Origin of the sequence: Pseudomonas sp. B15(2017) (genome assembly GCF_002113215.1) — a bacterium.
In the GTDB taxonomy this organism is placed as follows: domain Bacteria; phylum Pseudomonadota; class Gammaproteobacteria; order Pseudomonadales; family Pseudomonadaceae; genus Aquipseudomonas.
Genome location: NZ_NEJZ01000007.1, coordinates 265,648 through 291,280 on the forward strand (window position 1 = coordinate 265,648; position 25,633 = coordinate 291,280).

Sequence of the window (25,633 nt, forward strand, 5' to 3'; positions counted from 1 at the left end):
GCGCTTATTCGCCCGTCGCGATACCGCGCGACGGCTCGTTGATCCACTCGCTCCACGATCCGGCATACAGCGAACCCAACGGGTAACCCGCCAGACACAGGGCGAACAGGTTGTGACACGCTGTCACCCCGGAGCCGCAGTAAGCCACCAGATCGGCCGGCGAACGCTCGCCGAGTTTCGCGGCGAAACGCTGCTTGAGCTGATCGGCCGGCAGGAAACGCCCGTCGCTGCCCAGATTGTCGGTGAACGCCGCGCACTGCGCGCCGGGAATGTGCCCGGCGATCGGGTCGATCGGTTCCACTTCACCCTTGAAGCGCGGCAACGCGCGGGCATCGAGCAGGGTCAGGGCCGGTTGGCCGAGGCGCTGCTGCAATTGCTCGGCGCTGAGCAGCAGGTTCATGTCCGGCTGGCCGCTGAAGTTGCCGCGGACGGCTGACGGTGGATCGAGGCTCAGCGGCAGCCCCGCCGCATGCCAGGCCTTGAGCCCGCCATCGAGAATGAACACGCCGTCGCGCTTGCCCAGCCACGCCAGCAACCACCAGGCCCGCGCCGCATAGGCGCCCGGGCCGTCGTCATACAGAACCACGTCACTGTCGTTGTTGATGCCGAAGGCTTGCAGGCGATCAATCAGCGCCGTCGGCTCCGGCAGCGGATGGCGACCGGTCACGCCTTTGGTCACCGGGCCGCTGAGGTCCCGCTCAAGATCGGCGAAATGTGCCCCGGCAATGTGCCCCTCGGCGTAGCTGCGCTGGCCGTAATCCGGGTCTTCGAGGGCAAAACGGCAATCGAGAATCACCAGCCCCGGCTGCGCCTTGCGGGCATCCAGGGCGGTCGGGCTGATCAGTTGCGCAATCGGCATAGCGAACGACTCCAGTGAGGAAATGGAATTACGGTCTCTCTTCGAGGGCCTGGGCCAGCGGCACGTAGAACTCTTCGAACAAGGCGTTGACCTCATCGCGGGCCTGCTCGGTGACGAACCCTGCTTCCAGCACCAGCACCTGATACACGCCACGTTTGATGGCCTGTTCGCTGAGGTGATTGGAATTTTCTCGGGTCGTGCACAGGAAGCGCACCCACGAGGTGAGGATGATCCACGCGTTGAGGGTCAGGGATTCGATCTGCACCCGGTCCATCTTCAGGATCCCGGCGGCAACAAAGCCTTCGTAGATCGCCGCGCCCTGGATCACGCAGCGCTGGGAGAAGCGCCGGTAACGCCCGGCCAGATCCGGATCGCTGTCGAGCAGATGCTCGAGATCGCGGTGCAGGAAACGGTAGCGCCACATCGCCGACAGCAATTCCTTGAGATAGAAACGCTTGTCTTCGACCGTCGCGGCCCGGCCCTGGGGCGGACGCAGGAAGCTGTCCACCAGGCTTTCGTACTCACTGAACAGCACGGCGATGATCGCCTGCTTGTTGGGGAAGTGGTAGTACAGATTGCCCGGAGAAATCTCCATGTGGGCGGCGATGTGATTGGTGCTGATGCTGCGCTCGCCCTGCTGATTGAACAGCTCGAGGCTGTTCTGCACGATGCGCTCGCTGGTTTTGATCCGTGGGGCCATGGCTTGAGCTTTAATTCAGAGTGCGTTGGGGGGCATCTTACGACCTAACCGGAACCGGATAAAACCAGGATGCGCAAGGAAGCCATTTGACTTTCTAGAGCATAGACTCTAAAAAGTTCGTCACAACAACATCTCCGGAGCTGACAATGACTGCCGATATTGCCTACCTGCAAACGCTGCAACAGCCGCTGGAAGAGCTCAATCGGCTGTTCGATGCGCAGCGTGCCGCCTACGCCGCCAACCCGATGCCGCCGGCGGCCCAGCGTCAGCAATGGCTCAAGGCCCTGCGCGATTTGTTGAGCAGCGAGCGGCAGGCCCTGATCGACGCCATCAGCTCCGACTTCAGCCACCGCAGCGCCGATGAAACCCTGCTCGCCGAACTGATGCCGAGCCTGCACGGCATTCACTACGCCAGCCGGCACATCAGCCAGTGGATGAAACCTTCGCGGCGCAAAGTCGGCGTCGCCTTCCAGCCGGCATCGGCGAAAGTCGTGTACCAGCCGCTTGGCGTGGTGGGCGTCATCGTGCCGTGGAACTACCCGCTGTTCCTGGCCATCGGCCCGTTGACCGGCGCCCTCGCGGCCGGTAATCGGGTGATGCTGAAACTCAGCGAATCGACCCCGGCCACCGGCCTGCTGCTCAAGCAACTGCTGGCGCGAATCTTCCCCGAGGATCTGGTGTGCGTGGTGCTCGGCGAGGCCGATGTCGGCGTGGCGTTTTCGAAGATGCGCTTCGATCACCTGCTGTTCACCGGCTCCACCAGCGTCGGCAGGCACGTGATGCGCGCGGCGGCAGAAAACCTGACCCCGGTGACGCTGGAGCTGGGCGGCAAATCCCCGGCCATCGTCTCCCACGACGTGCCGCTCAAGGACGCCGCCGAACGCATCGCCTTCGGCAAGACCCTCAATGCCGGCCAGACCTGCGTGGCCCCGGATTACGTGCTGGTGCCGGAAGCGCGCATCGGCGGTTTCGTCGAAGCCTATCGCCAGGCCGTGCGCGGGTTTTATCCGACACTCGCCGACAACCCGGACTACACCGCCATCATCAACGAGCGCCAACTGGCGCGACTGAACAGCTACCTCAGCGACGCCACCAGCAAGGGCGCGCTGCTGATTCCGCTGTTCGAGCAGGGCCAGGGCCGGCGCATGCCGCACAGCCTGCTGCTGAATGTCAGCGACGAGATGACGGTGATGCAGGACGAAATCTTCGGCCCGCTGTTGCCGATCGTGCCGTATCAGGATCTGGATCAGGCATTTGCTTACATCAATCAGCGGCCACGTCCTCTGGCTCTTTACTACTTCGGCTACGACAAACGCGAACAGAAGCGCGTGCTCAGCGAAACCCATTCCGGCGGCGTCTGCCTCAACGACACGCTGCTGCATGTGGCGCAGGACGACATGCCGTTCGGTGGCATCGGCCCGTCGGGCATGGGGCATTACCACGGGCACGAAGGTTTCCTGACGTTCAGCAAGGCCAAGGGCGTGCTGGTCAAACAACGTTTCAACGCGGCGAAACTGATCTACCCGCCCTACGGCAAATCCATTCAGAAACTGATCCAGAAACTGTTCATTCGCTAACGTCACCGCCGGGTAATAACAACAATGCACCCAAGCCTGACCGAAACACCTGCCCTCTCGCGCCGTGGCCTGCTGAAATTCAGCCTGGGCGCCACGGCGTTCCTCGCCACCGCCGGGCTTGGTGCCAGCCTCAGCGGCTGTTCATCGAGCGTATCGGCCCACGGATTCACCACGCTGCGCAGCGGTGACCTGCTGTTTCTGCGCGCGCTGATTCCGGTAATGCTCGATGGCGCCGTCGCGGTGGAAAAGATGCCCGCCGCTGTCGATGGAACCCTGAAGTCGCTGGATTACAGCCTCGATCACCTGTCGCCGGAAATGCTCAAGCTCACCCGGCAACTGTTTGATGTGCTGGGCATGGCGGTGACGCGCGGGCCATTGACCGGAATCTGGGGCAGTTGGGAAAACGCCAGCCCCGAGGCGATCCGCCATTTCCTCGATCGCTGGGAAAACAGCTCGCTGAGCCTGCTGCGCATGGGCCACAGCTCATTGCTGCAAATGGTGATGATGGCCTGGTACACCCGCGCCGAATCCTGGGCCCATTGCGGTTACCCCGGCCCGCCCGCCGTTTGAGCCTGGCGCCCCACGCAAAACAATAATAAGAGAACCTGATCGATGCCCGTACCCGACCCGTTTCGCGAAGGCCTTGCCCGTGGCTGGAAAACCTACAACGGCGCGCAACTCAGCGATGACCTGACCCTGGCAACCGATGTCGCCATCATCGGCAGCGGCGCCGGCGGCGGCACCACCGCGGAAATCCTCAGTGCCGCCGGCTACAAAGTGCTGTTGATCGAAGAGGGTCCGCTCAAGACCAGCAGCGATTTCAAACTGCTGGAAGACCAGGCCTACAGCAGCCTCTATCAGGAAGGCACCGGCCGCATGAGCAAGGACGGCGCGATTACCATCCTTCAGGGCCGCGCGGTTGGCGGCACCACCCTGATCAACTGGACATCGAGCTTTCGCACGCCGGAGCCGACCCTCGAACACTGGGCCAAAGAACACAACGTCAAAGGCCACAGCCCCGCCGACATGGCACCGTGGTTCGAGAAAATGGAGCAGCGCCTCGGCGTCGCCTCGTGGAGGGTGCCGCCCAACGCCAACAACGACGTGATCCGCAAAGGCTGCGAACAGCTCGGCTACAGCTGGCACGTGATTCCGCGCAACGTGCGCGGCTGCTGGAACCTCGGTTACTGCGGCATGGGCTGCCCGACCAACGCCAAGCAGTCGATGATGGTCACGACCATTCCGGCAACGCTGGAAAAGGGCGGCGAACTGCTCTATCTGGCCCGGGCCGAAAAACTGTTGATCAACGGCGACAAGGTCACCGGGCTGCAGTGTGTGGCGATGGACGAACGCTGCGTCGAGCCGACCGGACGCACGATCACCGTCAAGGCGCGGCATTACGTGCTGGCCGGCGGCGGGATCAACAGCCCGGCGCTGCTGATGCGTTCGGATGCACCGGATCCGCACAAACGCCTGGGCAAGCGCACCTTCCTGCATCTGGTGAACATGTCCGCCGGGCGTTTCGACGAAGTGATAAACCCGTTCTACGGTGCGCCGCAGTCGATCTATTCGGATCATTTCCAGTGGAAGGACGGCACCACCGGCCCGATGGCTTACAAGCTTGAAGTGCCGCCGCTGCACCCGGCGCTGGCTGCCACATTGCTCGGCGGGTTCGGTCAGGAAAGTGCGCAACACATGGCGGACCTGCCGCACACCCACGCGATGCTGGCCCTGCTGCGTGACGGTTTTCACCCGGACAGCCAGGGCGGCAGCGTCGAGCTGCGCGGTGACGGCTCGCCGGTACTCGACTATCAGGTTTCGCCTTACGCCTGGGAGGGTTTGCGTCGCTCCTTCCACAGCATGGCCGAGATCCAGTTCGCCGGCGGCGCCAAAGCAGTGATGCCGATGCACGCTGATGCGCGCTACGTGAACAGCCCGGCCGAGGCCCGCTCGTTGATCGACAGCCTGAGTCTGCAGTTGTATCGCACCCGCCTGGGCAGTGCCCACGTCATGGGCGGCTGCGCGATGGGCGAAGACCCGAAAACCGCCGTCACCGACAGCCTCGGCCGCCATCATCAACTGCGCAATCTGTCGATTCATGACGGCTCGCTCTTTCCCACCAGCATCGGCGCCAACCCGCAGTTGTCGGTCTACGGTCTGACGGCGCAACTGGCGACATCCCTCGGCGAACGGCTGAGAAACCCGTGAAAAAGACGAAAATTCCGATCGTCTATAGTGCTTTCTTACCCAACAGGCGACTTTCCCGACCGGGACGGCTGCGATACCATCCGACTCCCCAACGGATTCCCGCCAGGACGACGCGATGAACCGAGTGTTGTACCCAGGTACCTTCGACCCTATTACCAAGGGCCATGGCGATCTGGTCGAACGCGCCTCGCGCCTGTTCGACCACGTGATCATCGCCGTCGCCGCCAGCCCCAAGAAGAATCCGCTGTTCCCGCTGGAACAACGGGTCGAGCTGGCCCGCGAGGTCACCAAACACCTGCCGAACGTGGAAGTGGTCGGCTTCTCGACGCTGCTGGCGCATTTCGCCAAGGAACAGAACGCCAACGTGTTCCTGCGTGGCCTGCGCGCGGTGTCGGACTTCGAATACGAATTCCAGCTGGCCAACATGAACCGCCAGTTGGCCCCGGATGTGGAGAGCCTGTTTCTCACCCCGTCCGAGCGTTATTCGTTCATTTCCTCGACCCTGGTGCGGGAAATCGCGGCCCTGGGCGGCGATATCAGCAAGTTCGTCCACCCGGCGGTGGCCGAAGCCCTGACCCTGCGCTTCAAGAAGTAACGACCGTTCAAACGGCGCCCGCGTGCACTACGGGCGCCAATGCGGCACAATTGCGCGCATTGATTCATAGCGCCCGGGCTCCCCGCCCCGGCTGGAGTTAGCATGTCCCTGATCATCACCGACGATTGCATCAACTGCGACGTCTGCGAACCCGAGTGTCCGAACGCCGCCATTTCTCAAGGCGAAGAGATCTACGTGATCGACCCGAACCTGTGCACCCAGTGCGTCGGCCACTACGACGAGCCACAGTGTCAGCAGGTCTGCCCGGTGGATTGCATTCCACTGGACGAAGCCCATCCGGAGACTGAAGAACAGTTGATGGAGAAGTACCGCAAGATCACCGGCAAGGCCTGAGTTTCTGACCGTGATCGCAGCAGCAGGCTGCGATCACGTCATTCACGCTGTTCGAATCCCTCTCCAGTGCAGCCCAGGCAACGCACGAACGCCGCTTTCGCCGGCGCCACCACCAGCGCCTCTCCCGCATCGCCAATCCCGCCACCCAGCGCGGTGAACGGCAACGACACAACGAACGCCCCGGCACCGATCACCGTCGCCACCACCAGTAACGGACGGGCAATCAGCAGATCGCCGAGCATGGCGTAGGCCGGTGGATTCTGGATGGCGTAACGAGGATCGCCGCTGCCGCCTTCCGCGGCCTGAATGGTCAGGCTGAAGCACAGCAGCAGGGCGACGATGAGGGTTTGCAAGGACTTCATGGCACGATCCTTCGGGCTGAACAGTGAGACAACTCACTATAGACCGTAGGCGTTTTTCGGACGTCCAGCTCAGCTTTGGCAGCGCGGGCACCAGACGCTGGCGCGCTGGCCGAGCTTCATTTCCCGCAAGCCTGTGCCGCAGACCTTGCAGTGCTCGCCACCGCGACCGTAGACAAACAGCTCCTGCTGGAAATACCCCGGCTGCCCGTCGCCACCGATGAAATCACGCAACGTGGTGCCGCCGCGCTCGATGGCAGCAGCGAGGATGCGCTTGATCTCGATCGCCAGCTTCAAATACCGCGCCCGGGAAATGCCTTTGGCTTCACGGCGCGGATCGATACCGGCGGCGAACAGTGCTTCGGTCGCGTAGATATTGCCGACCCCCACCACCACCGCGTTATCCATGATGAACGGTTTGACCGCCATCGAGCGCCCGCGCGACAGCTGATACAACCGCTCGCCATCGAACAGATCGGTCAACGGCTCAGGGCCCAGACGGATCAGCAACTCGTGATTGAGCGGGTCATTGCTCCACAGCATCGCGCCGAAACGTCGCGGATCGGTGTAGCGCAAGGCCAGTCCGGAATCCAGTTCGATATCGACATGCTCATGCTTGGCCGCCGGCATCCCGACCTCAACCAGCCGCAAGTTGCCGGACATGCCCAAGTGGCTGATCAGCGTACCGGCCTCGGCGTTGATCAGCAGATACTTGGCGCGTCGCTCGACCAGCACGATGCGCTGCCCGGACAGCCGCACATCGAGGTCTTCGGGAATCGGCCAGCGCAGCCGCCGGTCCCGCACGATCACCCGGCTGACGCGCTGGCCTTCCAGGTGCGGGGCGATGCCGCGACGGGTGGTTTCGACTTCCGGCAGTTCAGGCATGGATTCCTCGAATCATCAGCTTCTCTAATCAGTGCGCGCCAAGTTCGCGGATCGTCTGCTTCAACGTTTCGAAGTCGTAATCCGAGAGGCCGATGTACTCAAGCACCAGCGGCCCGACAGCCTGCCATTCGAAGTCTTCGGTCTGGTTGCCCAGCACCCGGTACGACGCACAGATGTGCTCGGCCATCTTCAGGATCGCCAGCAGGTTCTTCATCTGACTGTTGCGCGAGGTCTCGTCGCTGAAGATCGCCAGGGCATTGTGGTGGTTGGCGATGGCCGCGCTGACATGTTCCGGCAGGCGCCAGGACTTGGCGGTGTAATAACCGACCACCGAGTGATTGGTGTTGTAGACATCGTTCTCGGTATCCACGACCCGGCGCTCGGCACTCGCGTTGGCGTAGGCCTTTTCGAGCGTCGTCATGTAATCCGGGAAACGCTGAAGCATCAGCGGCACGCCGCAGTCGTGGAACAGACCCAAGGCGTAAGCCTCGTCGCTCGCCTCGGTGCCGACGCGCTTGGCCAGGGTCAGGCAGGTCATGGCCACGTCCTGGGCGGTGTCCCAGAAACGGTTCAGGGTGACGATGGTGTCGTCGTTCATCTCGCCCTTGATCGACATGGCATTGATCAGATTGATGATCGAACGGCTGCCCAGCAGGTTCACCGCGCGCTTGATCGAGGTGATCTTGTTGCTCAGGCCGTAATACGGCGAGTTGACGATTTTCAGCAGCGAGCCGGAAAGGCCGGGATCCTGGGAGATCAGCTTGGCGATCGTCTCCAGGTCCGGGTCGGGCATGTATTGCTCCATTTGCAGATCCACCATGATCTGCGGCTGCGCGGGCACGCTGATGCCTTGCAGGGACTGTTGAATCTGTTCGGTGGTCAGCTCTTGGGACATAAGTACACACTCTGGGACAGGCGGCGATTCTAACCTCTAAAAACCGCCGCACGACACACCAGTGGGCAATTCGCAGGAACTTTCACTTTTGCCCGGCCTTCGGAATCTGTAGTGCCTGGAACAGTTCTCGATCTGTCCCGGGCTGTAATCCCAACAGACTCAGGAGCTTAACGATGGCAAATTCTCTCGGCAGCAAGCGCGTCGCTTTTCTGGTAACCGATGGTTTCGAGCAAGTTGAACTGACCGGTCCCAAAAACGCACTCGAGCAGGCTGGAGCGCAGGTTGACATCCTCTCTGCCGAAACCGGCAGCGTCAAAGGCTGGAACCACGATAAACCTGCGGACGATTTCAAGGTCGACCAGACTTTCCAGGGCGCAAGCATCGATCAGTACGACGCCGTGGTGCTCCCGGGCGGCGTGCAGAACTCTGACACCATCCGCATCGACCAGGACGCGCAACATCTGGTCAAGACCGGTGCCTCCGCCGGCAAACCGATCGCGGTGATCTGTCACGGCAGCTGGCTGTTGATTTCGGCCGGGCTGGTCAATGGCAAGACCATGACCAGCTACAAGACCGTCAAGGACGATCTGGTCAACGCGGGGGTGAACTGGGTCGATCAGGAAGTCGTAAAAGACGGCAACCTGATCAGCAGCCGCCAACCGGACGATATTCCGGCATTCAGCAAAGCGCTGATTGACGCGCTGTCGGCATAGAGCACAGGCGAGTGGACACGGGAGCGGGCCTGCTTGCGATGAGGCCCGCCGCGTTTCATCGCACGCCAAACCCGGCATAAGGCGCAACACGGTATACTCCCGCTCTTTTTTCCGGAGCGACGTCATGTCCCTGCCTAGCTTGCGCCTCAAAGCCAACGCCGACCGTCGCCTGCGCGCCGGTCACTTGTGGATCTACAGCAACGAAATCGACGTGGCCGCGACCCCGTTGCACGGCTTCAAGGCCGGCGACCAGGCGATCCTCGAAGCCGCCGGCGGCAAGCCGCTGGGCATCGTTGCCATGAGCCCGAACAACCTGATCTGCGCCCGCCTGCTGTCGCGCGACATCAAGCTGCCGCTGGACAAGTCGCTGCTGGTGCATCGCCTCAACGTGGCCCTGTCGCTGCGCGAGCGCCTGTTCGACAAACCGTTCTATCGTCTGGTCTACGGCGATTCCGACCTGCTGCCGGGTCTGGTGGTCGACCGTTTCGGCGACATCCTCGTGGTGCAACTCGCTTCGGCGACCATGGAAGCCCATAAAGATGACGTGATCGCGGCGCTGACCCAAGTGCTCAAGCCAAGCGGCATCCTGTTCAAGAACGACTCCGCTGCCCGCGATGCCGAAGGCCTCGAGCGTTACACCGAAACCGTCTTCGGCGTGGTGCCGGAGTGGGTAGCACTGGAAGAGAACGGCGTGAAATTCGAAGCACCCGTCGTTCAAGGTCAGAAAACCGGCTGGTTCTACGATCACCGCATGAACCGCGCCCGCCTGGCCCCTTACGCCAAGGGCAAGCGCGTGCTGGACCTGTACAGCTACATCGGTGGCTGGGGCGTGCAGGCCGCCGCATTCGGCGCCAGCGAAGTGTTCTGCGTCGACGCATCGGGCTTCGCCCTCGACGGCGTTGAGCGCAACGCCGCACTGAACGGTTTCGCCGACAAGATGACCTGCATCGAAGGCGACGTCTTCGAAGCCCTGAAGGAACTCAAGGCCGGCGAAGAGCGCTTTGACGTGATCGTTGCCGACCCGCCTGCGTTCATCAAACGCAAGAAAGACCTGAAAAACGGTGAAGGCGCCTACCGTCGCCTGAACGAGCAAGCCATGCGCCTGCTCAACAAGGACGGCATCCTGTTCAGCGCTTCGTGCTCGATGCACCTGCCGGAAGACGATCTGCAGAACATCCTGCTGACCAGCGCCCGTCACCTGGACCGCAACATCCAGCTGCTGGAGCGCGGCGGTCAGGGCCCGGATCATCCGGTACACCCGGCCATCCCGGAAACCCGCTACATCAAGAGCATCACCTGCCGCCTGCTGCCGAACAGCTGACAGATCCACGGCATTGACGCTATCGAAAGGGGAGCCCACGGGCTCCCCTTCTTTTTGTCTTTGATTTTGCTTTCCTACATTTATCTTCCTACCAACGTGCAGGATATTTCCGCAAATACTTTATTTACTGAAATTTAACTTACATAACCAGTTCCAGCCAAAGATCACTCCGACAAAATTACTGGATTATTCCTACTTAATATTTGCTTGCGATTAATCCATTACAAACTATTATTAAGTCGTCACCACGGAGGTGACACCAACTAATCCAAGTAACAATGAACAAGGAGTTCAATCATGAAAGCAATCACTCTGGAATCCCGCACCCTCGCAAACCTGGCTTTTCTGGTCGCACCTAAAGCCCGTTAAATAAGGTGGGCGCTGGGTATAGCCGGCTACCCAGCGCCTCTGACAAAGCAACTATCCAGAGCAGCGTGTCCCAACATGCATATAAACCCTTATTTATTCATACTGCCGCGAACTCCCGGCCAGATAGTCTGGAATTACAGAGACCATACTCAACATGAACTTGATCTTGAGTATTCCTCCCGACTGGCGCAACTTATTCACAACCCCGACTTATATGACAGCAGCAACATAATAGATACACAGCTATTAAATGCCGGAATACTGACTTCTTTAAAAATCTCCGCCCCTGCCTGGGGCTGGGATGAACTGTCCATGATCTACCATATCGGGACTCGGGATATTCCTTGCGAACATACTCCCCGAAATATTCAGGAATGGTCCAGGCAATACCTCGAACACTGCAACACGGTGCTCGCCACTCCACCGCCACACGACATGCCTGTGGATATCGGTCCGAACGCACTCATCGCCCTGCCCGAGCCGCTGGCATTGAATGACGACAGCCTGTCGAATTCGCTGACCCGGCGAAAGACCTGCCGATCCTTCACCGGCGCCGCCGTGTCGCTGGACGATGTCGGCACCTTGCTTTATCTGTCACTTGGTTACCTGCGAGAACGCGACGCCGATCGCGACGACAGCATCGCCGATGGACTTGGCGCGCGACGCAGCAGCCCTTCCGGCGGCGGCCTCAATGCCTGCGCCGGGTTCGTGCTGGTACAGAACGTCGACGGACTGGCGCCCGGCATGTATGCCTACCGCCCCACCGAACATGCCCTGAGCTTCATCAACCCTTTGCCCGATACCGCGCCCGGCAATCTGCTGGGAGGCCAGCACTTCATCAACAACCTGCCATTGGGGCTGTTCATCACCGCCCGTTTTGACCGGCTCTGGTGGAAATACCCGCATTCGCGTGCCTATCGAATGGCATTCGTCGAAGCCGGGCACCTTTCGCAGACGTTTCAACTGGTGGCTACGGCCCTGGGCATGAACACCTGGCTCACGGGCGCGTTTTCCGATGATCAGGTCGAAACGTTGCTGCAACTCGAGAACAGTGCGGAGCAACCCTTGTTTTTCGTCGGTTGCGGGGAAAGCGACGGTCAGGCGATGTGTCAGGAAATGCGCGACCTGCTGCGTGAGGCACAACCATGAACGCCCTCGCCCCGGCACCGGTTTTCCAGTTCACCCTGAGTGACTGGAACACCCGCGCCTCGGTCCGCACCAGCCCTCACGATTACCGCTTGCCGGACAACGTGCAGGAACAACTGGAGACCCGGCACTGGTTTCCGCCGACATTCCTGCCCTACCTGGCCCACCCGGCCATCGAGGCAGCGGGCCGTTCGATGCTGCATCGGCTTACGGCCCGACATCTGGTGCATTTTCTCGACTACACCACATTGCTCGAACACCGGATCGTCAATCGCGCCGTCGAAACCATCGTCCACGGAGAACTGCCGGTCGCGGTGCCGGCGCCGATGAAAACCGCCGCACTGCAGCTCTACACCGACGAGGGCTATCACGCTCTGTTTTCCAGTCAGGTGGCGGAGCAGATCGCCAGTCTCTACGCCATCACCGGGCGCCCGGTCATGCCCGGACGGATCACCCGGATGAACCTGCTGATCGCACGCACCGGGCAGGAGCACCAGCCGCTGGCGCGCTTTCTTCTGGGTTTCGTCTCGGAAACCATCATTGCCCGTGAACTGCTGGATGTCTGCCGCGACAGCCTGGTGTCCGGCGTCAACGATATGTTGCGCGATCACCTCACCGACGAAGCGCGCCACAGCCGCTATTTCACCGAAGTGTTCCACTACCTCTGGTTGCACCTGGACCCGCGACAGCGAACGTTCACCGCGACGACCTTGCTCGACATTCTGGAAATCTTCTTCGAAGTGGATGAGCACTGGCTGCAGGAAAGCCTCTGTGGCGCGGGCATTGCCAACACCACGGTGATGGACATTCTCGGCACGATGACTACAGCGCAGGCCATTCGACAGCGAGCACGCTCCGGCAGCCTCGCCACGATAAGCGCATTGAAGAAAGCCGGATTTTTCGCCGAACCTCAAAACCAGACACTTTTTGCCAGGGCGGGACTGATCGATGGATGACGGACAATCTGTGGTGACCGGACGTCAGCGGCGCGGAGCTGTCAGTCTTTTGCTGGCGATGGTGTTGCTCGGCGTCTTTCCGCTGGATGTCCTGCTGCCTTCGTTCCCAGCACTGGCCGAACACTTTCACCGCACCCCGGCGGACATCGCCCTGTCGATCAGCCTGTTCGCCGTCGGTATCGCCTTCGCCCAGTTGCTGACCGGGCCGCTGTCGGATGTGATCGGACGCAAAGGCCTGCTGCTCGCCGGCATGAGCGTTTCTATGCTCGGCGCCCTCGGGTGCGTGATGACCTCGGACTATTCGCTGTTTCTGACGTTCCGGGTGGTGCAGGCGCTGGGGTGCGGTTGCTTCGTGCTGTCCCAGGCGCTGGTGCAGGATCTGTTCGAAGGCGAAGAACGCGATCGCCTGCGGATCCTGATGGTCACCGCCGGCGGGATATTCATCTCGGTATCGCCGCTGGCAGGCACCTTTCTTCAGGCGACACTGGGTTGGCGCGGCAGCTTCTGGGTGTTCATCGGCTTATCCGCCGCAGTGCTGCTCAAGGCCTGGCTGCTTCTGGAAAACACCCGACCGACCGCCAGTGACACACGTACGAACTTCTTCATGGCCTATCGACGGGTTCTGGGAGATTTCGACTTCGTCGGCTACTGGCTGATTTCAGCGTTTGCATTCGCCTGCCACTTTTCATTCATCGTGATCTCGCCGCTGATCTTCATGGATCGGCTGCAACTTTCCGCTTACGAATTTTCGTTGATCCTGCTGATCTACGGTGCGGCTTACGTCACCGGGGGTATCCTCGCCAGCCTGTTGAGCAGACGCCTCAACAGCGACCAGCAGATGGTCGTCGGCCTGAGCCTGATCCTGTCCGCGGGCCTGAGCATGCTTTACCTGTCATCAAGCTTTGCACTGGCTCCGGCGACCGTGCTGATCCCGATGCTGATCTGTACCGCCGGCACTACCATTGCACGGCCGGCGGCCACTTCCCGGGCCATGAGCCTGTTTCCGGAAAACGCCGGCACCTCGGCCTCGGCCGGCAGCACGATCATTTTCATCTGCGGCGGCATGATCAGTGCCTTGATCAGCCTGAGCCCGGCCAACCTGCAATCCACGCTCGGCTACAGCTTCGTGATACTCAGCGGGGTAGCACTGGTATTGAACGCCCGGATCAGTCGGCGCAATGATCTCGTGGGGCGACCGGACAGCGATTAACCTTGCCGGTCGTCATCCCGCACGCTTCGTCAGCACTGGAACAACGCTTTGCGCCATTCCCTCCTGACGCCAGCGGTGTAGAATCGCGAGATTCATCGCCATTCATCCCCGGCGGGTTTATGAGCTCAGGCTGAGACCAGCGGCGATCCCGCAACGTCATCGGCAACATCAGGACACACGGCCATTTCTGAGTGTTCCAGACGTCAATAGAAGCTCACTCCCTTTTGATACCTGATTAGCCGCCCGGAGTGCTCCATGCCAGATTACCGCTCGAAAACATCCACCCACGGCCGCAACATGGCCGGCGCCCGCGCACTGTGGCGCGCCACCGGGATGAAAGATGACGACTTCAAGAAGCCGATCATCGCCATTGCCAACTCCTTCACCCAGTTCGTACCGGGCCACGTTCACCTGAAGGACCTGGGCCAGCTGGTTGCTCGCGAGATCGAACGCGCTGGCGGCGTCGCGAAAGAATTCAACACCATCGCCGTGGACGACGGCATCGCCATGGGTCACGACGGCATGCTCTATTCGCTGCCGAGCCGCGAGATCATCGCCGACTCCGTCGAGTACATGGTCAACGCCCACTGCGCCGACGCCATCGTCTGCATCTCGAACTGCGACAAGATCACCCCGGGCATGCTGATGGCTGCGCTGCGCCTGAACATACCGGTGATCTTCGTCTCCGGCGGTCCGATGGAAGCCGGCAAGACCAAACTGGCCAGCCACGGTCTCGACCTTGTCGACGCCATGGTGATCGCCGCCGACTCCAGCGCTTCTGACGAGAAGGTTGCCGAGTACGAGCGCAGCGCCTGCCCGACCTGCGGTTCGTGCTCCGGCATGTTCACCGCCAACTCGATGAACTGCCTGACCGAAGCCCTGGGCCTTGCATTGCCGGGCAACGGTTCGACCCTGGCCACCCACAGCGATCGCGAACAGCTGTTCCTGCAGGCCGGCCGCACCATCGTCGAACTGTGCAAACGCTACTACGGCGAGAACGACGAATCGGTTCTGCCGCGCAACATTGCCAACTTCAAGGCGTTCGAGAACGCGATGATGCTCGACATCGCCATGGGTGGTTCGACCAACACCATCCTGCACTTGCTGGCCGCCGCCCAGGAAGCCGAGATCGACTTCGACCTGCGTGACATCGATCGTCTGTCGCGCAAGGTGCCGCAACTGTGCAAGGTCGCACCGAACATCCAGAAGTACCACATGGAAGACGTGCATCGCGCTGGCGGCATTTTCAGCATCCTCGGTTCGCTGGCCCGTGGCGGCCTGCTGCACACCGACTTGCCGACCGTGCACAGCCGCAGCATGGAAGAAGCCATCGCCAAGTGGGACATCACCCAGACCGACGATGAAGCCGTGCACCACTTCTTCAAGGCAGGCCCGGCCGGCATTCCGACGCAAACCGCGTTCAGCCAGTCGACCCGTTGGGAAACCCTGGACGACGACCGTGAAAACGGCTGCATCCGCAGCTTCGAACACGCCTATTCGAAAGAAGGCGGCCTGGCCGTGCTGTACGGCAACATCGCCCTGGATGGCTGCGTGGTGAAAACCGCCGGCGTCGATGAGTCGATCCACGTCTTCGAAGGCAACGCGAAGATTTTTGAAAGCCAGGACAGCGCCGTGCGCGGCATCCTCGCCGACGAAGTGAAGGAAGGCGACATCGTCATCATTCGCTACGAAGGCCCGAAAGGCGGCCCAGGCATGCAGGAAATGCTCTACCCGACCTCGTACCTGAAATCCAAAGGCCTGGGCAAAGCCTGCGCCCTGCTGACCGACGGCCGTTTCTCCGGCGGTACTTCCGGCCTGTCCATCGGCCACGCTTCGCCAGAAGCTGCGGCCGGCGGCGCGATCGGTCTGGTGCAGGACGGTGACAAGGTGCTGATCGACATTCCAAACCGCTCGATCAACCTGTTGATCAGCGACGAAGAACTGGCGGCACGCCGGGTCGAGCAGGACAAGAAAGGCTGGAAACCGGTCGAGAAGCGTCCACGCAAAGTGACCACGGCCCTCAAGGCCTACGCCCTGCTGGCGACCAGCGCCGACAAAGGCGCGGTGCGCAACAAGGCGATGCTCGACGGACTGTGATGCTTAACCGTCGTGCATAAAAATGCCCCGCCAAGTGCGGGGCATTTTTTTGCCTTCAGTTTGATCGTTCCCACGCTCTGCGTGGGAATGCAGCCCGTGACGCTCCGCGTCACTGGACGCGGAGCGTCCCGGTAGGCATTCCCATGCGGACGGTTCGACGCCTCGACGTGGGAACGATCATCGTAGAAAGGTTTACTGGATTTCTTCCGGCTTCACGATCACCCAGTTCTTGTCCGCCGTCACCGGCAAACCTTCTTTCGCCTGGGCCGCTGCGTGCTTGGCCATCATGCCGTTGAGCTGGGTCATGTACTTGTCCTTGCGGTTGATCCACAGGTGAATACCGCCCTTGGCCACGTCCACATCGTGGAACAGCATGTAGCCGTCGCTGGTCGGCGTGTCGCCACCCACCAGGACCGGTTTTTTCCACTCGTCGATGTAGGTCAGAATCGCCGCGTGCTTGCCGGCCATCCAGGTCGCCGGGGTCCACAAGTACGGGGTCAGTTCGAGGCCGAGGTTGGCCTTCTCGTCATACTTGCCGGCGGTGATCTGCTTGCGCGCGGTGGTCAGTTCGCCGGTCTCGCGGTTCTTCAGCAACGTGGTCACGCCGATCACGTTCTGCGGTTTGACGTTGTATCCGTACTTCGGATCGGCCGCGACCATGCGCACCAGTTCTTCGGAAGCGGCGGTCATCACGTAGACCTCGATGCCGTTTTCCATCAACTTGTTGTACAGCTCTTTCTGGCCGGTGAAGATCTTCGGCGGGTTCACGTCCAGATTCTTGACCACATCACCTTCGTAATAGGTCGTCGGCACCGGTTTGCCTGAGGCCATCAACTCATCGACGTAGCCCTTGAGTTCCTTGAGGGTGAAACCGGAAAACACCTGCGCGACCCATGGATAGCAAACCATGTCGTCAACTTCGCAGAGGCGGTAGTAGTAGCTGAACAGGCTTTCCTTGTGGTCGGCGGTGTCCTTGAACGGCATCAGTTTCAGGGAAGGGTCGAGCTTGTCGCGGGTGATCAGGCCCTTGTTTTCCATGAACGGCAACAACGACTCTTCGAGGTCGTAGCGGTAACTGGTGTTGTCCATGTCGAACACCGCGTAGTTACCCTTGTTGGCATTGGCGGCGATCATCGCGTCCAGTGCCTTGGCCTGATCCGCCGGCCAGTGTTTCAGGTCGGTGGCGAATGCCTGAGTGACCAGGCCCATTCCCACAGTCAGTGCGACAGCCAGAAATTTCGGTGCAAACTTCATTGGCGCTTCTCCCTGGGTCAAAGAAATCGACGCTAACAAATAAATGTGACAGTCCCCGTCTGTCAGCGACCATCCGCGTCCGTTTCGCGCCAGTTGCATCCCCGTGAGCGACACCCGCTTATTCCAAAACCGACGGACGACCTTTGATTTCGGTATTAAATCATTGGAAATCAAACTGTTAGGCTTGCCGGTTCGCAACAGCCCCGGAAGGTTGTTGGCACAGTCTTTTCTGGAGTTCTCATGAATCTGCCCCTGATTCTCAACTTGCTGGTGTTCCTTGCCCTGCTCTTCGGTCTGGCGCAAACCCGTCACACCACGTGGAGCCTGGCGAAAAAAGTCCTGCTCGCGCTGGTGCTGGGCGTGGCATTCGGCGTCGCGCTGCACACGATCTACGGTGCCGGCAACCCGGTGCTGAAAGCCTCGATCGGCTGGTTCGACCTGGTCGGCAACGGTTACGTGCAACTGCTGCAAATGATCGTGATCCCGCTGGTGTTTGCCTCGATCCTCAGCGCCGTGGCCCGTCTGCACAACGCTTCGTCGCTGGGCAAGATCAGCTTCCTGACCATCGGCACGCTGCTGTTCACCACCGCGATTGCCGCGCTGATCGGCATCGGCCTGACCAACCTGTTTGGCCTGACCGCCGAAGGCCTGGTCGCCGGGACGCAGGAAATGGCCCGCCTGCAAACCATTCAGACCGACTACGCCGGCAAGGTCGCCGACCTGAATGTGCCGCAATTGCTGCTGTCGTTCATCCCGCAGAACCCGTTCGCCGACCTGGCCCGAGCCAAGCCGACCTCGATCATCAGCGTGGTGATCTTCGCCGCGTTCATGGGGGTTGCCGCGCTGCAACTGCTCAAGGATGACGTCGAGAAAGGTCAGAAAGTGATCAACGCCATCGACACCCTGCAAGCCTGGGTGATGCGCCTGGTGCGTCTGGTGATGAAGCTGACCCCGTACGGCGTACTGGCGTTGATGACCAAAGTGGTGGCCGGTTCCAACCTGCAAGACATCATCAAGCTCGGCAGTTTCGTCGTGGTGTCGTACCTCGGTCTGGGCCTGATGTTTGTGGTGCACGGCCTGCTGGTGTCGGCGGCCGGGATCAACCCGCTGCGTTTCTTCCGCAAGATCTGGCCGGTGCTGACCTTCGCCTTCACCAGCCGCTCCAGCGCGGCGAGCATTCCGCTGAGCATCGAAGCGCAGACCCGTCGTCTGGGCATTCCGCAATCGGTGGCAAGTTTCGCCGCTTCGTTCGGCGCGACCATCGGCCAGAACGGTTGCGCCGGTCTGTACCCGGCGATGCTGGCGGTGATGGTTGCGCCAACCGTCGGCATCAACCCGCTGGATCCGCTGTGGATCGCGACGCTGGTGGCGATTGTTACCTTGAGTTCGGCCGGTGTGGCGGGCGTGGGGGGCGGTGCGACCTTCGCCGCGCTGATCGTGCTGCCGGCCATGGGCTTGCCGGTTTCGCTGGTGGCGTTGCTGATTTCGGTCGAGCCGCTGATCGACATGGGTCGCACGGCGCTGAACGTGAGTGGTTCGATCACCGCCGGTGCGATTACCAGCCAGGTGATGCAGCAGACCGACAAGGTCCTGCTGGATGCTGATGAGCATGCGGAACTGGCTCAGGCTTGATTGACGTTGTGGCGAGGGAGCGTGCTCCCTCGCTGATCGTTCCCACGCTCCGCGTGGGAATGCAGCCCGTGACGCTCTGCGTCACTGGACGCGGAGCGTCCCTAGAGGCATTCCCACGCAGGAGCGTGGGAACGATCGAGATTCAGGCTTTTTCCCAGACTTCGAAGTTGTAAGCCGGTTTGTCGCCTTCAGCCGGATTCGGCACGTTCGACACCCGCTTCCACTGGTTCAGATCGAACTCCGGAAACCACGCATCGCCCTCCGGGCTCAACGCCACGCGGGTCAGATACAAGCGATCTGCCTCGGCCAGCCCCTGCGCATACAACTGCGCCCCGCCAATCAGCATCAACTCATCGACGCCCTGCTCTTTCGCCCAAGCTTCGGCGCGAACCACGGCCGCTTCCAGCGACGGATAGACTTCCGCGCCCTCCAGCACCAGACCGGCCTGACGGCTGACCACGATATTCAGACGGCCCGGCAACGGGCGACCCAGCGAATCCCAGGTCTTGCGACCCATGATGATCGGCTTGCCGAGCGTCGTGGCCTTGAAGTATTTGAAGTCCCCCGGCAAGTGCCAGGGCATGCTGTTGTCGACGCCGATCACGCGGTTTTCACCGAGGGCTGCGATCAGGCTGAGGGGGAGAGATTTAGTCATGCCGGCGAGGATACCAGAGCCGCGCTTACCCCGATAAGCGCCACAGCGGTTATGCTCACGGCTCAATCAAGCAACGGGATGCCGCGTGACTGAACTGACTCCACTGCAAAACCTCTGGCTCACCGAAACCGTGCGCCTGCGCGAAGAACACGCAGGCCCGCTGGACGATCCGGAAGCCAATCGCCTGGCCCGCGCGGCCGGCGGCGATCTGCCCGGACGCATTCAACGCCGCGCCCTGTGGCTGGCCGAGCGCGATGGCCTGACCTCGGCGCTCAAGCGCTGGCTGCAAGGCGCGCGCCTGGCGCTGGTGTTGTTGGCGATCTTCGCGGTACTGAGCGGCGCCGGCCTGGCCTTCGCCGCACTGGGCCAGACGCCGGTCAATGTGTTCTGGGCGCTGGGCAGTCTGCTCGGGCTGAACCTGATCCTGCTGTTGAGCTGGGCGCTGGGGCTGATCTTCGCTGGCGAACATGGCGCCACTCTCGGCCGCTTGTGGCTGTGGCTCAGTGAAAAACTCGCTCGCGACGCCAAGGCTGCGCAACTGGCGCCGGCCCTGCTGCTGATGCTGCAACGCCGGAAACTCAATCGCTGGGCGCTCGGCACGCTGGTCAATGGCCTGTGGTTGCTGGCAATGCTCAGCGCGCTGGTTTTGCTGCTGACGCTGATGGCGACCCGGCGCTACGGCTTCGTCTGGGAAACCACGATTCTCAGCGCCGACACGTTCATCAACATGACTCAGGCCCTCGGCGCCTTGCCGGCGCTGCTGGGCTTTAACGTGCCCACGGTCGAAATGATCCGCGCCAGCGGTGACACCGCGCTGAACATCGAAAGCGCCCGTCAGGCCTGGGCGACCTGGCTGGTCGGCGTGCTGGTGGTGTACGGCGTGCTGCCGCGTCTGCTGTTGGCGCTGTTCTGCTTCTGGCGTTGGAACAGCGGCAAGGCTGCGCTGCGTCTGGACCTGAACCTGCCCGGATACGCCCAGTTGCGCGAACGCCTGATGCCGACCAGCGAACGTCTCGGCATCACCGATCCCGAGCCTGCGCAATTGCATCGCGTCGAAAGCACCGTCGGCGAACACGCCAGCGATGGCGCGTTACTCGTGGCCATCGAACTCGATGATCAACACCCATGGCCGCCGACGCTGCCGAAAAACGTCAGCAACGCCGGCATCCTCGACAGCCGTGAATCGCGCAACAAACTGCTCGAACAACTCAGCCGCTTCCCGCCGGCGCGCCTGGCGATTGCCTGCGACCCAAGGCGTTCGCCGGATCGCGGCAGCCTGGCGCTGATTGCCGAGTTGGCGCGCAATGCCGCCGCCACCCGCGTCTGGCTGATGCAGGCGCCGCAAGGACAAGCGCTGGACGCCGAACGCCTCGGCGACTGGCACGTGGCTCTGCAACAACTCGAACTGCCGTTTGCCGATTGCGCCCCGTTGAACTGGCTGGAGCACGGACATGACTGATGCCTGGAAAGCGCCGCTGAAACTGGCGGTAGTCGGCCACACCAACGTCGGCAAGACTTCACTGTTGCGCACCCTGACCCGCGATGTCGGCTTCGGCGAAGTCTCCCATCGCCCAAGCACCACGCGGCATGTCGAAGGCGCGCGGCTGTCGGTGGATGGCGAGCCGTTGCTCGACCTCTACGACACGCCGGGCCTGGAAGACGCCATCGCCCTGCTGGATTTTCTCGAGCGCCTGGAACGCCCCGGCGAACGCCTCGACGGCCCGGCGCGATTGGCGCGGTTTCTCGACGGCAGCGAAGCGCGCCAGCGTTTCGAACAGGAAGCCAAAGTGCTGCGGCAACTGCTCGCCTCCGATGCCGGCCTGTACGTGATCGACGCCCGCGAACCGGTGCTGGCCAAATACCGCGACGAACTGGAAGTACTGGCCAGTTGCGGCAAGCCGTTGCTGCCGGTGCTGAATTTCGTCAGCAGCGCCAACCACCGCGAGCCGGACTGGCGCGAAGCACTGGCGCGTCTCGGCCTGCATGCGCTGGTGCGTTTCGACAGCGTCGCCCCGCCCGAGGATGGCGAGCGGCGGCTATATGAAAGCCTCGCCCTGTTGCTGGAAAACGCCCGCCCACAACTTGAACGCCTGATCGCCGATCAACAGGCCCAGCGCCTCGCCCGCGAGCAAAGCGCCGCACGCCTGATTGCCGAATTGCTGATCGACTGCGCCGCGTGCCGACGCAGTGTGGCGAGCAACGCCGAACAGGAACAACAAGCCATCAGCGAATTGCGCAAAGCCGTGCGTCAGCGCGAACAACGCTGCGTCGAAGCGCTGCTCAAGCTCTACGCCTTCCGCCCACAGGACGCCGCCGCGAGTGATCTGCCGTTGCTCGACGGGCGCTGGGGCGATGACCTGTTCAACCCGGAAACCCTCAAGCAGCTCGGCGTGCGGGTCGGCGGCGGAATTGCCGCCGGTGCCGCAGCCGGCGCGGGTGTGGATCTGCTGGTTGGCGGCATTACGCTCGGCGCTGCCGCTCTGGCCGGTGCCATTGCCGGTGGCGCCCTGCAAACCGCCCGCAGCTATGGCAATCGCCTGCTCGGCAAGATCAAAGGCCAGCGAGAACTGACGGTCGACGATAACGTGCTGCGCCTGTTGGCCCTGCGTCAGCGGCAATTGCTGCAAGCGCTGAACGCCCGAGGCCATGCGGCGCTGGACAGCATTCAGGTGGCAACGCCGCAGGACAAGACCTGGCGCGAAGGCAAGTTGCCGGAGGCGCTGAACAAGGCGCGGGCGCATCCGCAGTGGTCTTCGCTCAATCCGCATCCGAAGCTGAATCAGGCTGAGCGGCAGGAAGAGATTGAGTCTTTGGCCACAGAGCTGTAGTGCCTGATCCGCCGTCTTCGCGAGCAAGCTCGCTCCCAAAGTTACTTTGAGCGTTCACAGGATTTGTGTTTACCAAAGATCTTTGTGAGAGCGAGCAAGCTCGCGAATGCAGCAGCCCGGTCCAAAGACTTACACAGCAAGCAACCGCGCTGCCTTGCCCTTCAGCACACCCAGATCCATCACCGGCACGGCCATTTCCTTCGCCAGCTCATCCCACTGGCGCATCCGCAGGCTGACGGCACACAACGGATCCTGCTCGAACGCATCGGCTTCAGCCTCGGTCATCACCCCGCCCTGATAGTCCAGGGTGCGGCGACTGGCTTCGCTCAAGCGTTCGTAATAGCCCGATTCCCTGAGCGTCAGATAGCGCTTGGCCTGAACGTGATACTCGACCAGCCGCGCCAGGCGCTCGCTGAATCCGGCCTCACGCAAATAATCCGCGCCGAGGCGTTCGTGGCTGACCACGCCGTAACCGCCCATGTTCTCCGCACCTTCGGCACACAAATGGCCGATGTCGTGGAAGAACGCGGCGAGTACCACTTCGTCGTCGAAGCCTTCGGCGATGGCCAGTTGCGCCGCCTGGGACATGTGTTCGATCTGCGATACCGGTTCGCCGATGTAGTCGCTGGCGCCGAAGCGCTCATAGAGGCCGAACACCCGGTCGATGACTTGCTCGTGACTCAACATCAGTTCTCTCCCAAAAGCTGTGCGACATTGCGCTCGGCCATGGCCGGGCCGACGCTCATGCCGACGCCGCTGTGCATCAGCGCCACACTCAGCCCCGGCGCCGGGCGCAGGAACGAAAACGGCCCCGGCCCCCGGGAACCATAGACACCCTGCCAGCGCTCGACCACTTGCACCTTGCAACCGAGAGTCTGCTCGGCCAGTTCGAGCATCCAGTTGTCCACCTGCTCGGCGTTGAACGGCGACGGATCGCAGCCGTAATGGTGCGAATCGCCGATGATCAGCTCGCCATAGGGCGTCGGGCTGATCAAAAGGTGGATGCCGTTTTCCTGCAGGTGCGGTTGTTCGCGCAGGATTTGCGCCTGCACCGCCGACGCTTCCGGCAAGTCAGCGAAGGCGCCGTAGTGCACGCAGCTGAGACCGGTGAGCAAGGCATGTTGCAAGTTCAGGTCGATCTGCGGCCGGACGCGAAGCATTTGCAGGCGGCAGATTTGCGGGTCGAGGGCGGCAATCGGCTCGGCCAGCAAGGTCTGATAATCGTGGCCGGAGCAGACCATGATCTGCTTGGCGGTGAAAGTGCCGGCCGTGCTGTGCAGGCGTCCCGGTTCGACGTCGCGCACCAGCGTCGAGAAGTGAAACCCGACGTTGAGTTCGCGGCGCAGGTATTGGATCAGCGCCGGAATTGCTTCCCGGGAATACAGTTGTTGATCGTCCATCCCGTGCAGCGCGGCGCAGTGATGGCTGAACTGGCCGCCATACAGATCGCGCAGCGCGGCACCGCGTAGCAGCTCGACGCGGTAGTCGTGCTCGACGGCGCGCCCGGCGCAGAAGGCTTCGAGCAAATGTTCTTCGGCCTCGGTGCGGGCGAACAGGTACGAGCCGTTGCGCTTGAGTTGCAGGCCGGCGAGCTGCGCCCACTGGCCCCAGATTTCGCGGCTGGCCTTGGCCAGCTCCAGCATCGGGCCCGGTGGCTGGCCGGTGACCAGCGCCTGGCCGAAGTTGCGTACCGAGGCGCCGAGAGGCGTGGCAGTGCGCTCGAAAACCGTGACCCTGAGACCGCGCCGGGCAGCGGCGTAAGCGTGGGACAGGCCCAGGATGCCGGCGCCGACGATCAGCAAGTCTTTGTGTTGTGTCATGCAGCCCCCAATGATCGTTCTCGCGTCCAGGCGCTTCTCGTTCCCACGCTTTGCGTGGGAATGCAGCCAAGGACGCTCCGCGTCCTCTGTGACGCAGAGCGTCACGGTATTCATTCCCACGCGGAGCGTGGGAACGAGCGGGCAAGAAGATTTACTTGGCGGCGACTTTCTCGGACTTGCCGTCATAGCGCTTGCGCCATTCGGTCAGGATCTCGTCGCGGTTCTTCGAGGCCCAGGCGAAGTCGTTCTTGATCAGGCGCTGCTCGTAGTCGGCCGGCAGTTCGGTCTGCGGCTTGGCGATGCCCGGCTGGGCGAGGACGGCGAAGTTTTCCTTGTACAGGTCCATCGCCGGGGCGCTGGCGGAGAAGTCGGCCAGTTTCTTCGCGGCCTCTTCATGCGGCGTGCCTTTGATCACGGCAGTCGCTTCGATCTCCCAGCCCAGGCCCTCTTTCGGCAGGATGATGTCCAGCGGCGCGCCCTGACGCTTCAGCTGAACGGCCGGGTACTCAAAGGAAATCCCGATCGGGAATTCGCCCGCCGCCGCCAGTTTGCAAGGCTTGGAACCGGAGTGAACGTACTGGCCGATGTTCTGGTGCAGACCGTCCATGTAAGCCCAGCCCTGTTTCTCGCCGAAGGTTTGCAGCCAGGCGCTGACGTCGAGGAAACCGGTGCCGGACGAGGCCGGGTTCGGCATCACGATCTTGCCTTTGTACTCAGGCTTGGTCAGGTCTTGCCAGCTCACCGGTTTGGTCAGGCCCTGCTTTTCGGCTTCGACGGTGTTGAAGCAAATCGTCGCGGCCCAGACGTCCATGCCGACCCAGGCTGGCGGGTTGGCGGCGTCGCGGTAGTTTGCGCCGATCTTGCCCAGGTCCTTCGGCGCATAGCTTTGCAGCATGCCCTGTTGATCGAGGATTGCCAGGCTCGACGCCGCCAGGCCCCACACCGCGTCAGCCTGCGGGCGATCCTTTTCGGCAAGCAGTTTGGCGGTGATGATCCCGGTGGAATCGCGCACCCACTTGATCTCGACGTCCGGGTTGGCCTTTTCGAAGGCCTCTTTGTAGGACTTCAACTGCTCGGCTTCGAGGGCGGTGTACACCGTCAACTCGGTTTTTGCCGCGAAGGCATTCAGGCTGAAAGTAGCGAGCACAGCAGCGGCCAGGGCCATAGGCTTGAACATGATCGTTTTCCTGTAGGTGAGTT

General features: G+C 61.8%; 24 protein-coding genes. 14 read left to right on the top strand and 10 right to left on the bottom strand.

The annotated features are described in order from the left end of the window. Nucleotides 1-4: 4 nt before the first annotated feature. Complete coding sequence (locus CAF73_RS13370) at nucleotides 5-859, bottom strand: sulfurtransferase (protein WP_085697868.1); 855 nt, start codon at nucleotides 857-859, stop codon at nucleotides 5-7. 28 nt (nucleotides 860-887) lie between these two features. Beyond that, a complete protein-coding gene (locus CAF73_RS13375; protein WP_007953407.1) occupies nucleotides 888-1,559 on the bottom strand; it encodes a TetR/AcrR family transcriptional regulator in 672 nt (223 codons plus the stop codon). Nucleotides 1,560-1,705: 146 nt separating this feature from the next. On the opposite strand from CAF73_RS13375, the gene CAF73_RS13380 reads away from it, so the two are divergent. From CAF73_RS13380 to CAF73_RS13400, 5 genes are all read left to right on the top strand, one after another. Continuing rightward, nucleotides 1,706-3,136 carry a coniferyl aldehyde dehydrogenase gene (locus CAF73_RS13380; protein WP_085702918.1) on the top strand — a complete coding sequence of 477 codons (1,431 nt, stop codon included), beginning with the start codon at nucleotides 1,706-1,708 and terminating at the stop codon, nucleotides 3,134-3,136. 24 nt (nucleotides 3,137-3,160) lie between these two features. Next, on the top strand, nucleotides 3,161-3,706 hold the full coding sequence (locus tag CAF73_RS13385) for a twin-arginine translocation pathway signal protein (protein ID WP_085697871.1): 546 nt from the start codon (nucleotides 3,161-3,163) through the stop codon (nucleotides 3,704-3,706). Between the two features lie 42 nt (nucleotides 3,707-3,748). Next, nucleotides 3,749-5,344 (top strand): GMC family oxidoreductase, encoded by a 1,596-nt coding sequence (locus CAF73_RS13390; protein ID WP_085702919.1) that lies wholly within the window; start codon nucleotides 3,749-3,751, stop codon nucleotides 5,342-5,344. Between the two features lie 115 nt (nucleotides 5,345-5,459). Then, nucleotides 5,460-5,939: a pantetheine-phosphate adenylyltransferase gene (gene coaD, locus CAF73_RS13395; RefSeq protein WP_007953414.1), complete on the top strand. Its 480-nt coding sequence runs from the start codon at nucleotides 5,460-5,462 to the stop codon at nucleotides 5,937-5,939. Between the two features lie 102 nt (nucleotides 5,940-6,041). Next, complete coding sequence (locus CAF73_RS13400) at nucleotides 6,042-6,293, top strand: YfhL family 4Fe-4S dicluster ferredoxin (RefSeq protein ID WP_003195146.1); 252 nt, start codon at nucleotides 6,042-6,044, stop codon at nucleotides 6,291-6,293. A 38-nt stretch (nucleotides 6,294-6,331) separates the two neighbouring features. Here the strand turns inward: CAF73_RS13400 and CAF73_RS13405 are convergent, their stop codons facing one another. The 3 genes from CAF73_RS13405 to CAF73_RS13415 all read right to left on the bottom strand — a co-directional run bounded on the left by CAF73_RS13405 (nucleotide 6,332) and on the right by CAF73_RS13415 (nucleotide 8,378). Further along, entirely contained in the window at nucleotides 6,332-6,655 is a 324-nt protein-coding gene (locus CAF73_RS13405; RefSeq protein WP_085697873.1) for a multidrug transporter, read from the bottom strand. A gap of 69 nt (nucleotides 6,656-6,724) precedes the next feature. Next, nucleotides 6,725-7,537 (bottom strand): bifunctional DNA-formamidopyrimidine glycosylase/DNA-(apurinic or apyrimidinic site) lyase, encoded by an 813-nt coding sequence (gene mutM, locus CAF73_RS13410; RefSeq protein ID WP_085702920.1) that lies wholly within the window; start codon nucleotides 7,535-7,537, stop codon nucleotides 6,725-6,727. A gap of 28 nt (nucleotides 7,538-7,565) precedes the next feature. After that, a complete protein-coding gene (locus CAF73_RS13415; RefSeq protein WP_176247728.1) occupies nucleotides 7,566-8,378 on the bottom strand; it encodes an HDOD domain-containing protein in 813 nt (270 codons plus the stop codon). 227 nt (nucleotides 8,379-8,605) lie between these two features. Here CAF73_RS13415 and CAF73_RS13420 point away from each other — a divergent pair, with 227 nt between their 5' ends. The 6 genes from CAF73_RS13420 (at nucleotide 8,606) to ilvD (ending at nucleotide 16,244) form a co-directional block, all read left to right on the top strand. After that, nucleotides 8,606-9,145 carry a type 1 glutamine amidotransferase domain-containing protein gene (locus CAF73_RS13420; RefSeq protein WP_085689565.1) on the top strand — a complete coding sequence of 180 codons (540 nt, stop codon included), beginning with the start codon at nucleotides 8,606-8,608 and terminating at the stop codon, nucleotides 9,143-9,145. Between the two features lie 124 nt (nucleotides 9,146-9,269). Beyond that, nucleotides 9,270-10,466: a class I SAM-dependent rRNA methyltransferase gene (locus tag CAF73_RS13425; protein ID WP_085702921.1), complete on the top strand. Its 1,197-nt coding sequence runs from the start codon at nucleotides 9,270-9,272 to the stop codon at nucleotides 10,464-10,466. A 444-nt stretch (nucleotides 10,467-10,910) separates the two neighbouring features. Then, nucleotides 10,911-11,984, top strand: coding sequence for a SagB family peptide dehydrogenase (locus CAF73_RS13430; RefSeq protein WP_085702922.1), 1,074 nt, complete (start codon nucleotides 10,911-10,913; stop codon nucleotides 11,982-11,984). Beyond that, nucleotides 11,981-12,937 (top strand): diiron oxygenase, encoded by a 957-nt coding sequence (locus CAF73_RS13435; RefSeq protein WP_085702923.1) that lies wholly within the window; start codon nucleotides 11,981-11,983, stop codon nucleotides 12,935-12,937. Before CAF73_RS13430 ends, CAF73_RS13435 begins: the two co-directional genes overlap by 4 nt. Next, entirely contained in the window at nucleotides 12,930-14,147 is a 1,218-nt protein-coding gene (locus CAF73_RS13440; protein WP_085702924.1) for an MFS transporter, read from the top strand. Before CAF73_RS13435 ends, CAF73_RS13440 begins: the two co-directional genes overlap by 8 nt. A 255-nt stretch (nucleotides 14,148-14,402) precedes the next feature. Continuing rightward, on the top strand, nucleotides 14,403-16,244 hold the full coding sequence (gene ilvD / locus CAF73_RS13445; protein WP_064380052.1) for a dihydroxy-acid dehydratase: 1,842 nt from the start codon (nucleotides 14,403-14,405) through the stop codon (nucleotides 16,242-16,244). A gap of 192 nt (nucleotides 16,245-16,436) precedes the next feature. On the opposite strand, the gene CAF73_RS13450 is transcribed toward ilvD, so the two are convergent. Then, nucleotides 16,437-17,498, bottom strand: a complete 1,062-nt coding sequence (locus CAF73_RS13450; RefSeq protein WP_085702925.1) for a phosphorylcholine phosphatase — start codon at nucleotides 17,496-17,498, stop codon at nucleotides 16,437-16,439. A 240-nt stretch (nucleotides 17,499-17,738) separates the two neighbouring features. Between CAF73_RS13450 and CAF73_RS13455 the strand changes: the two genes are divergently transcribed. Further along, nucleotides 17,739-19,130, top strand: coding sequence for an L-cystine transporter (locus tag CAF73_RS13455; RefSeq protein WP_085702926.1), 1,392 nt, complete (start codon nucleotides 17,739-17,741; stop codon nucleotides 19,128-19,130). Nucleotides 19,131-19,272: 142 nt separating this feature from the next. Here the strand turns inward: CAF73_RS13455 and CAF73_RS13460 are convergent, their stop codons facing one another. Then, nucleotides 19,273-19,785, bottom strand: a complete 513-nt coding sequence (locus CAF73_RS13460; RefSeq protein ID WP_085702927.1) for a dihydrofolate reductase — start codon at nucleotides 19,783-19,785, stop codon at nucleotides 19,273-19,275. Nucleotides 19,786-19,870: 85 nt separating this feature from the next. Here CAF73_RS13460 and CAF73_RS13465 point away from each other — a divergent pair, with 85 nt between their 5' ends. Then, nucleotides 19,871-21,244, top strand: a complete 1,374-nt coding sequence (locus CAF73_RS13465) for a DUF2868 domain-containing protein (protein WP_085702928.1) — start codon at nucleotides 19,871-19,873, stop codon at nucleotides 21,242-21,244. Then, nucleotides 21,237-22,613 carry a GTPase/DUF3482 domain-containing protein gene (locus CAF73_RS13470; RefSeq protein ID WP_085702929.1) on the top strand — a complete coding sequence of 459 codons (1,377 nt, stop codon included), beginning with the start codon at nucleotides 21,237-21,239 and terminating at the stop codon, nucleotides 22,611-22,613. Before CAF73_RS13465 ends, CAF73_RS13470 begins: the two co-directional genes overlap by 8 nt. A 129-nt stretch (nucleotides 22,614-22,742) precedes the next feature. On the opposite strand, the gene CAF73_RS13475 is transcribed toward CAF73_RS13470, so the two are convergent. From CAF73_RS13475 to CAF73_RS13485, 3 genes are all read right to left on the bottom strand, one after another. Beyond that, on the bottom strand, nucleotides 22,743-23,300 hold the full coding sequence (locus CAF73_RS13475; protein ID WP_085697884.1) for a phosphonate degradation HD-domain oxygenase: 558 nt from the start codon (nucleotides 23,298-23,300) through the stop codon (nucleotides 22,743-22,745). Continuing rightward, nucleotides 23,300-24,433, bottom strand: coding sequence for a TIGR03364 family FAD-dependent oxidoreductase (locus CAF73_RS13480; RefSeq protein ID WP_085702930.1), 1,134 nt, complete (start codon nucleotides 24,431-24,433; stop codon nucleotides 23,300-23,302). The genes CAF73_RS13475 and CAF73_RS13480 overlap by 1 nt, the downstream gene beginning before the upstream one ends. 151 nt (nucleotides 24,434-24,584) lie before the next feature. Then, a complete protein-coding gene (locus CAF73_RS13485) occupies nucleotides 24,585-25,610 on the bottom strand; it encodes a putative 2-aminoethylphosphonate ABC transporter substrate-binding protein (protein WP_064600170.1) in 1,026 nt (341 codons plus the stop codon). Between the last annotated feature and the right edge of the window lie 23 nt (nucleotides 25,611-25,633).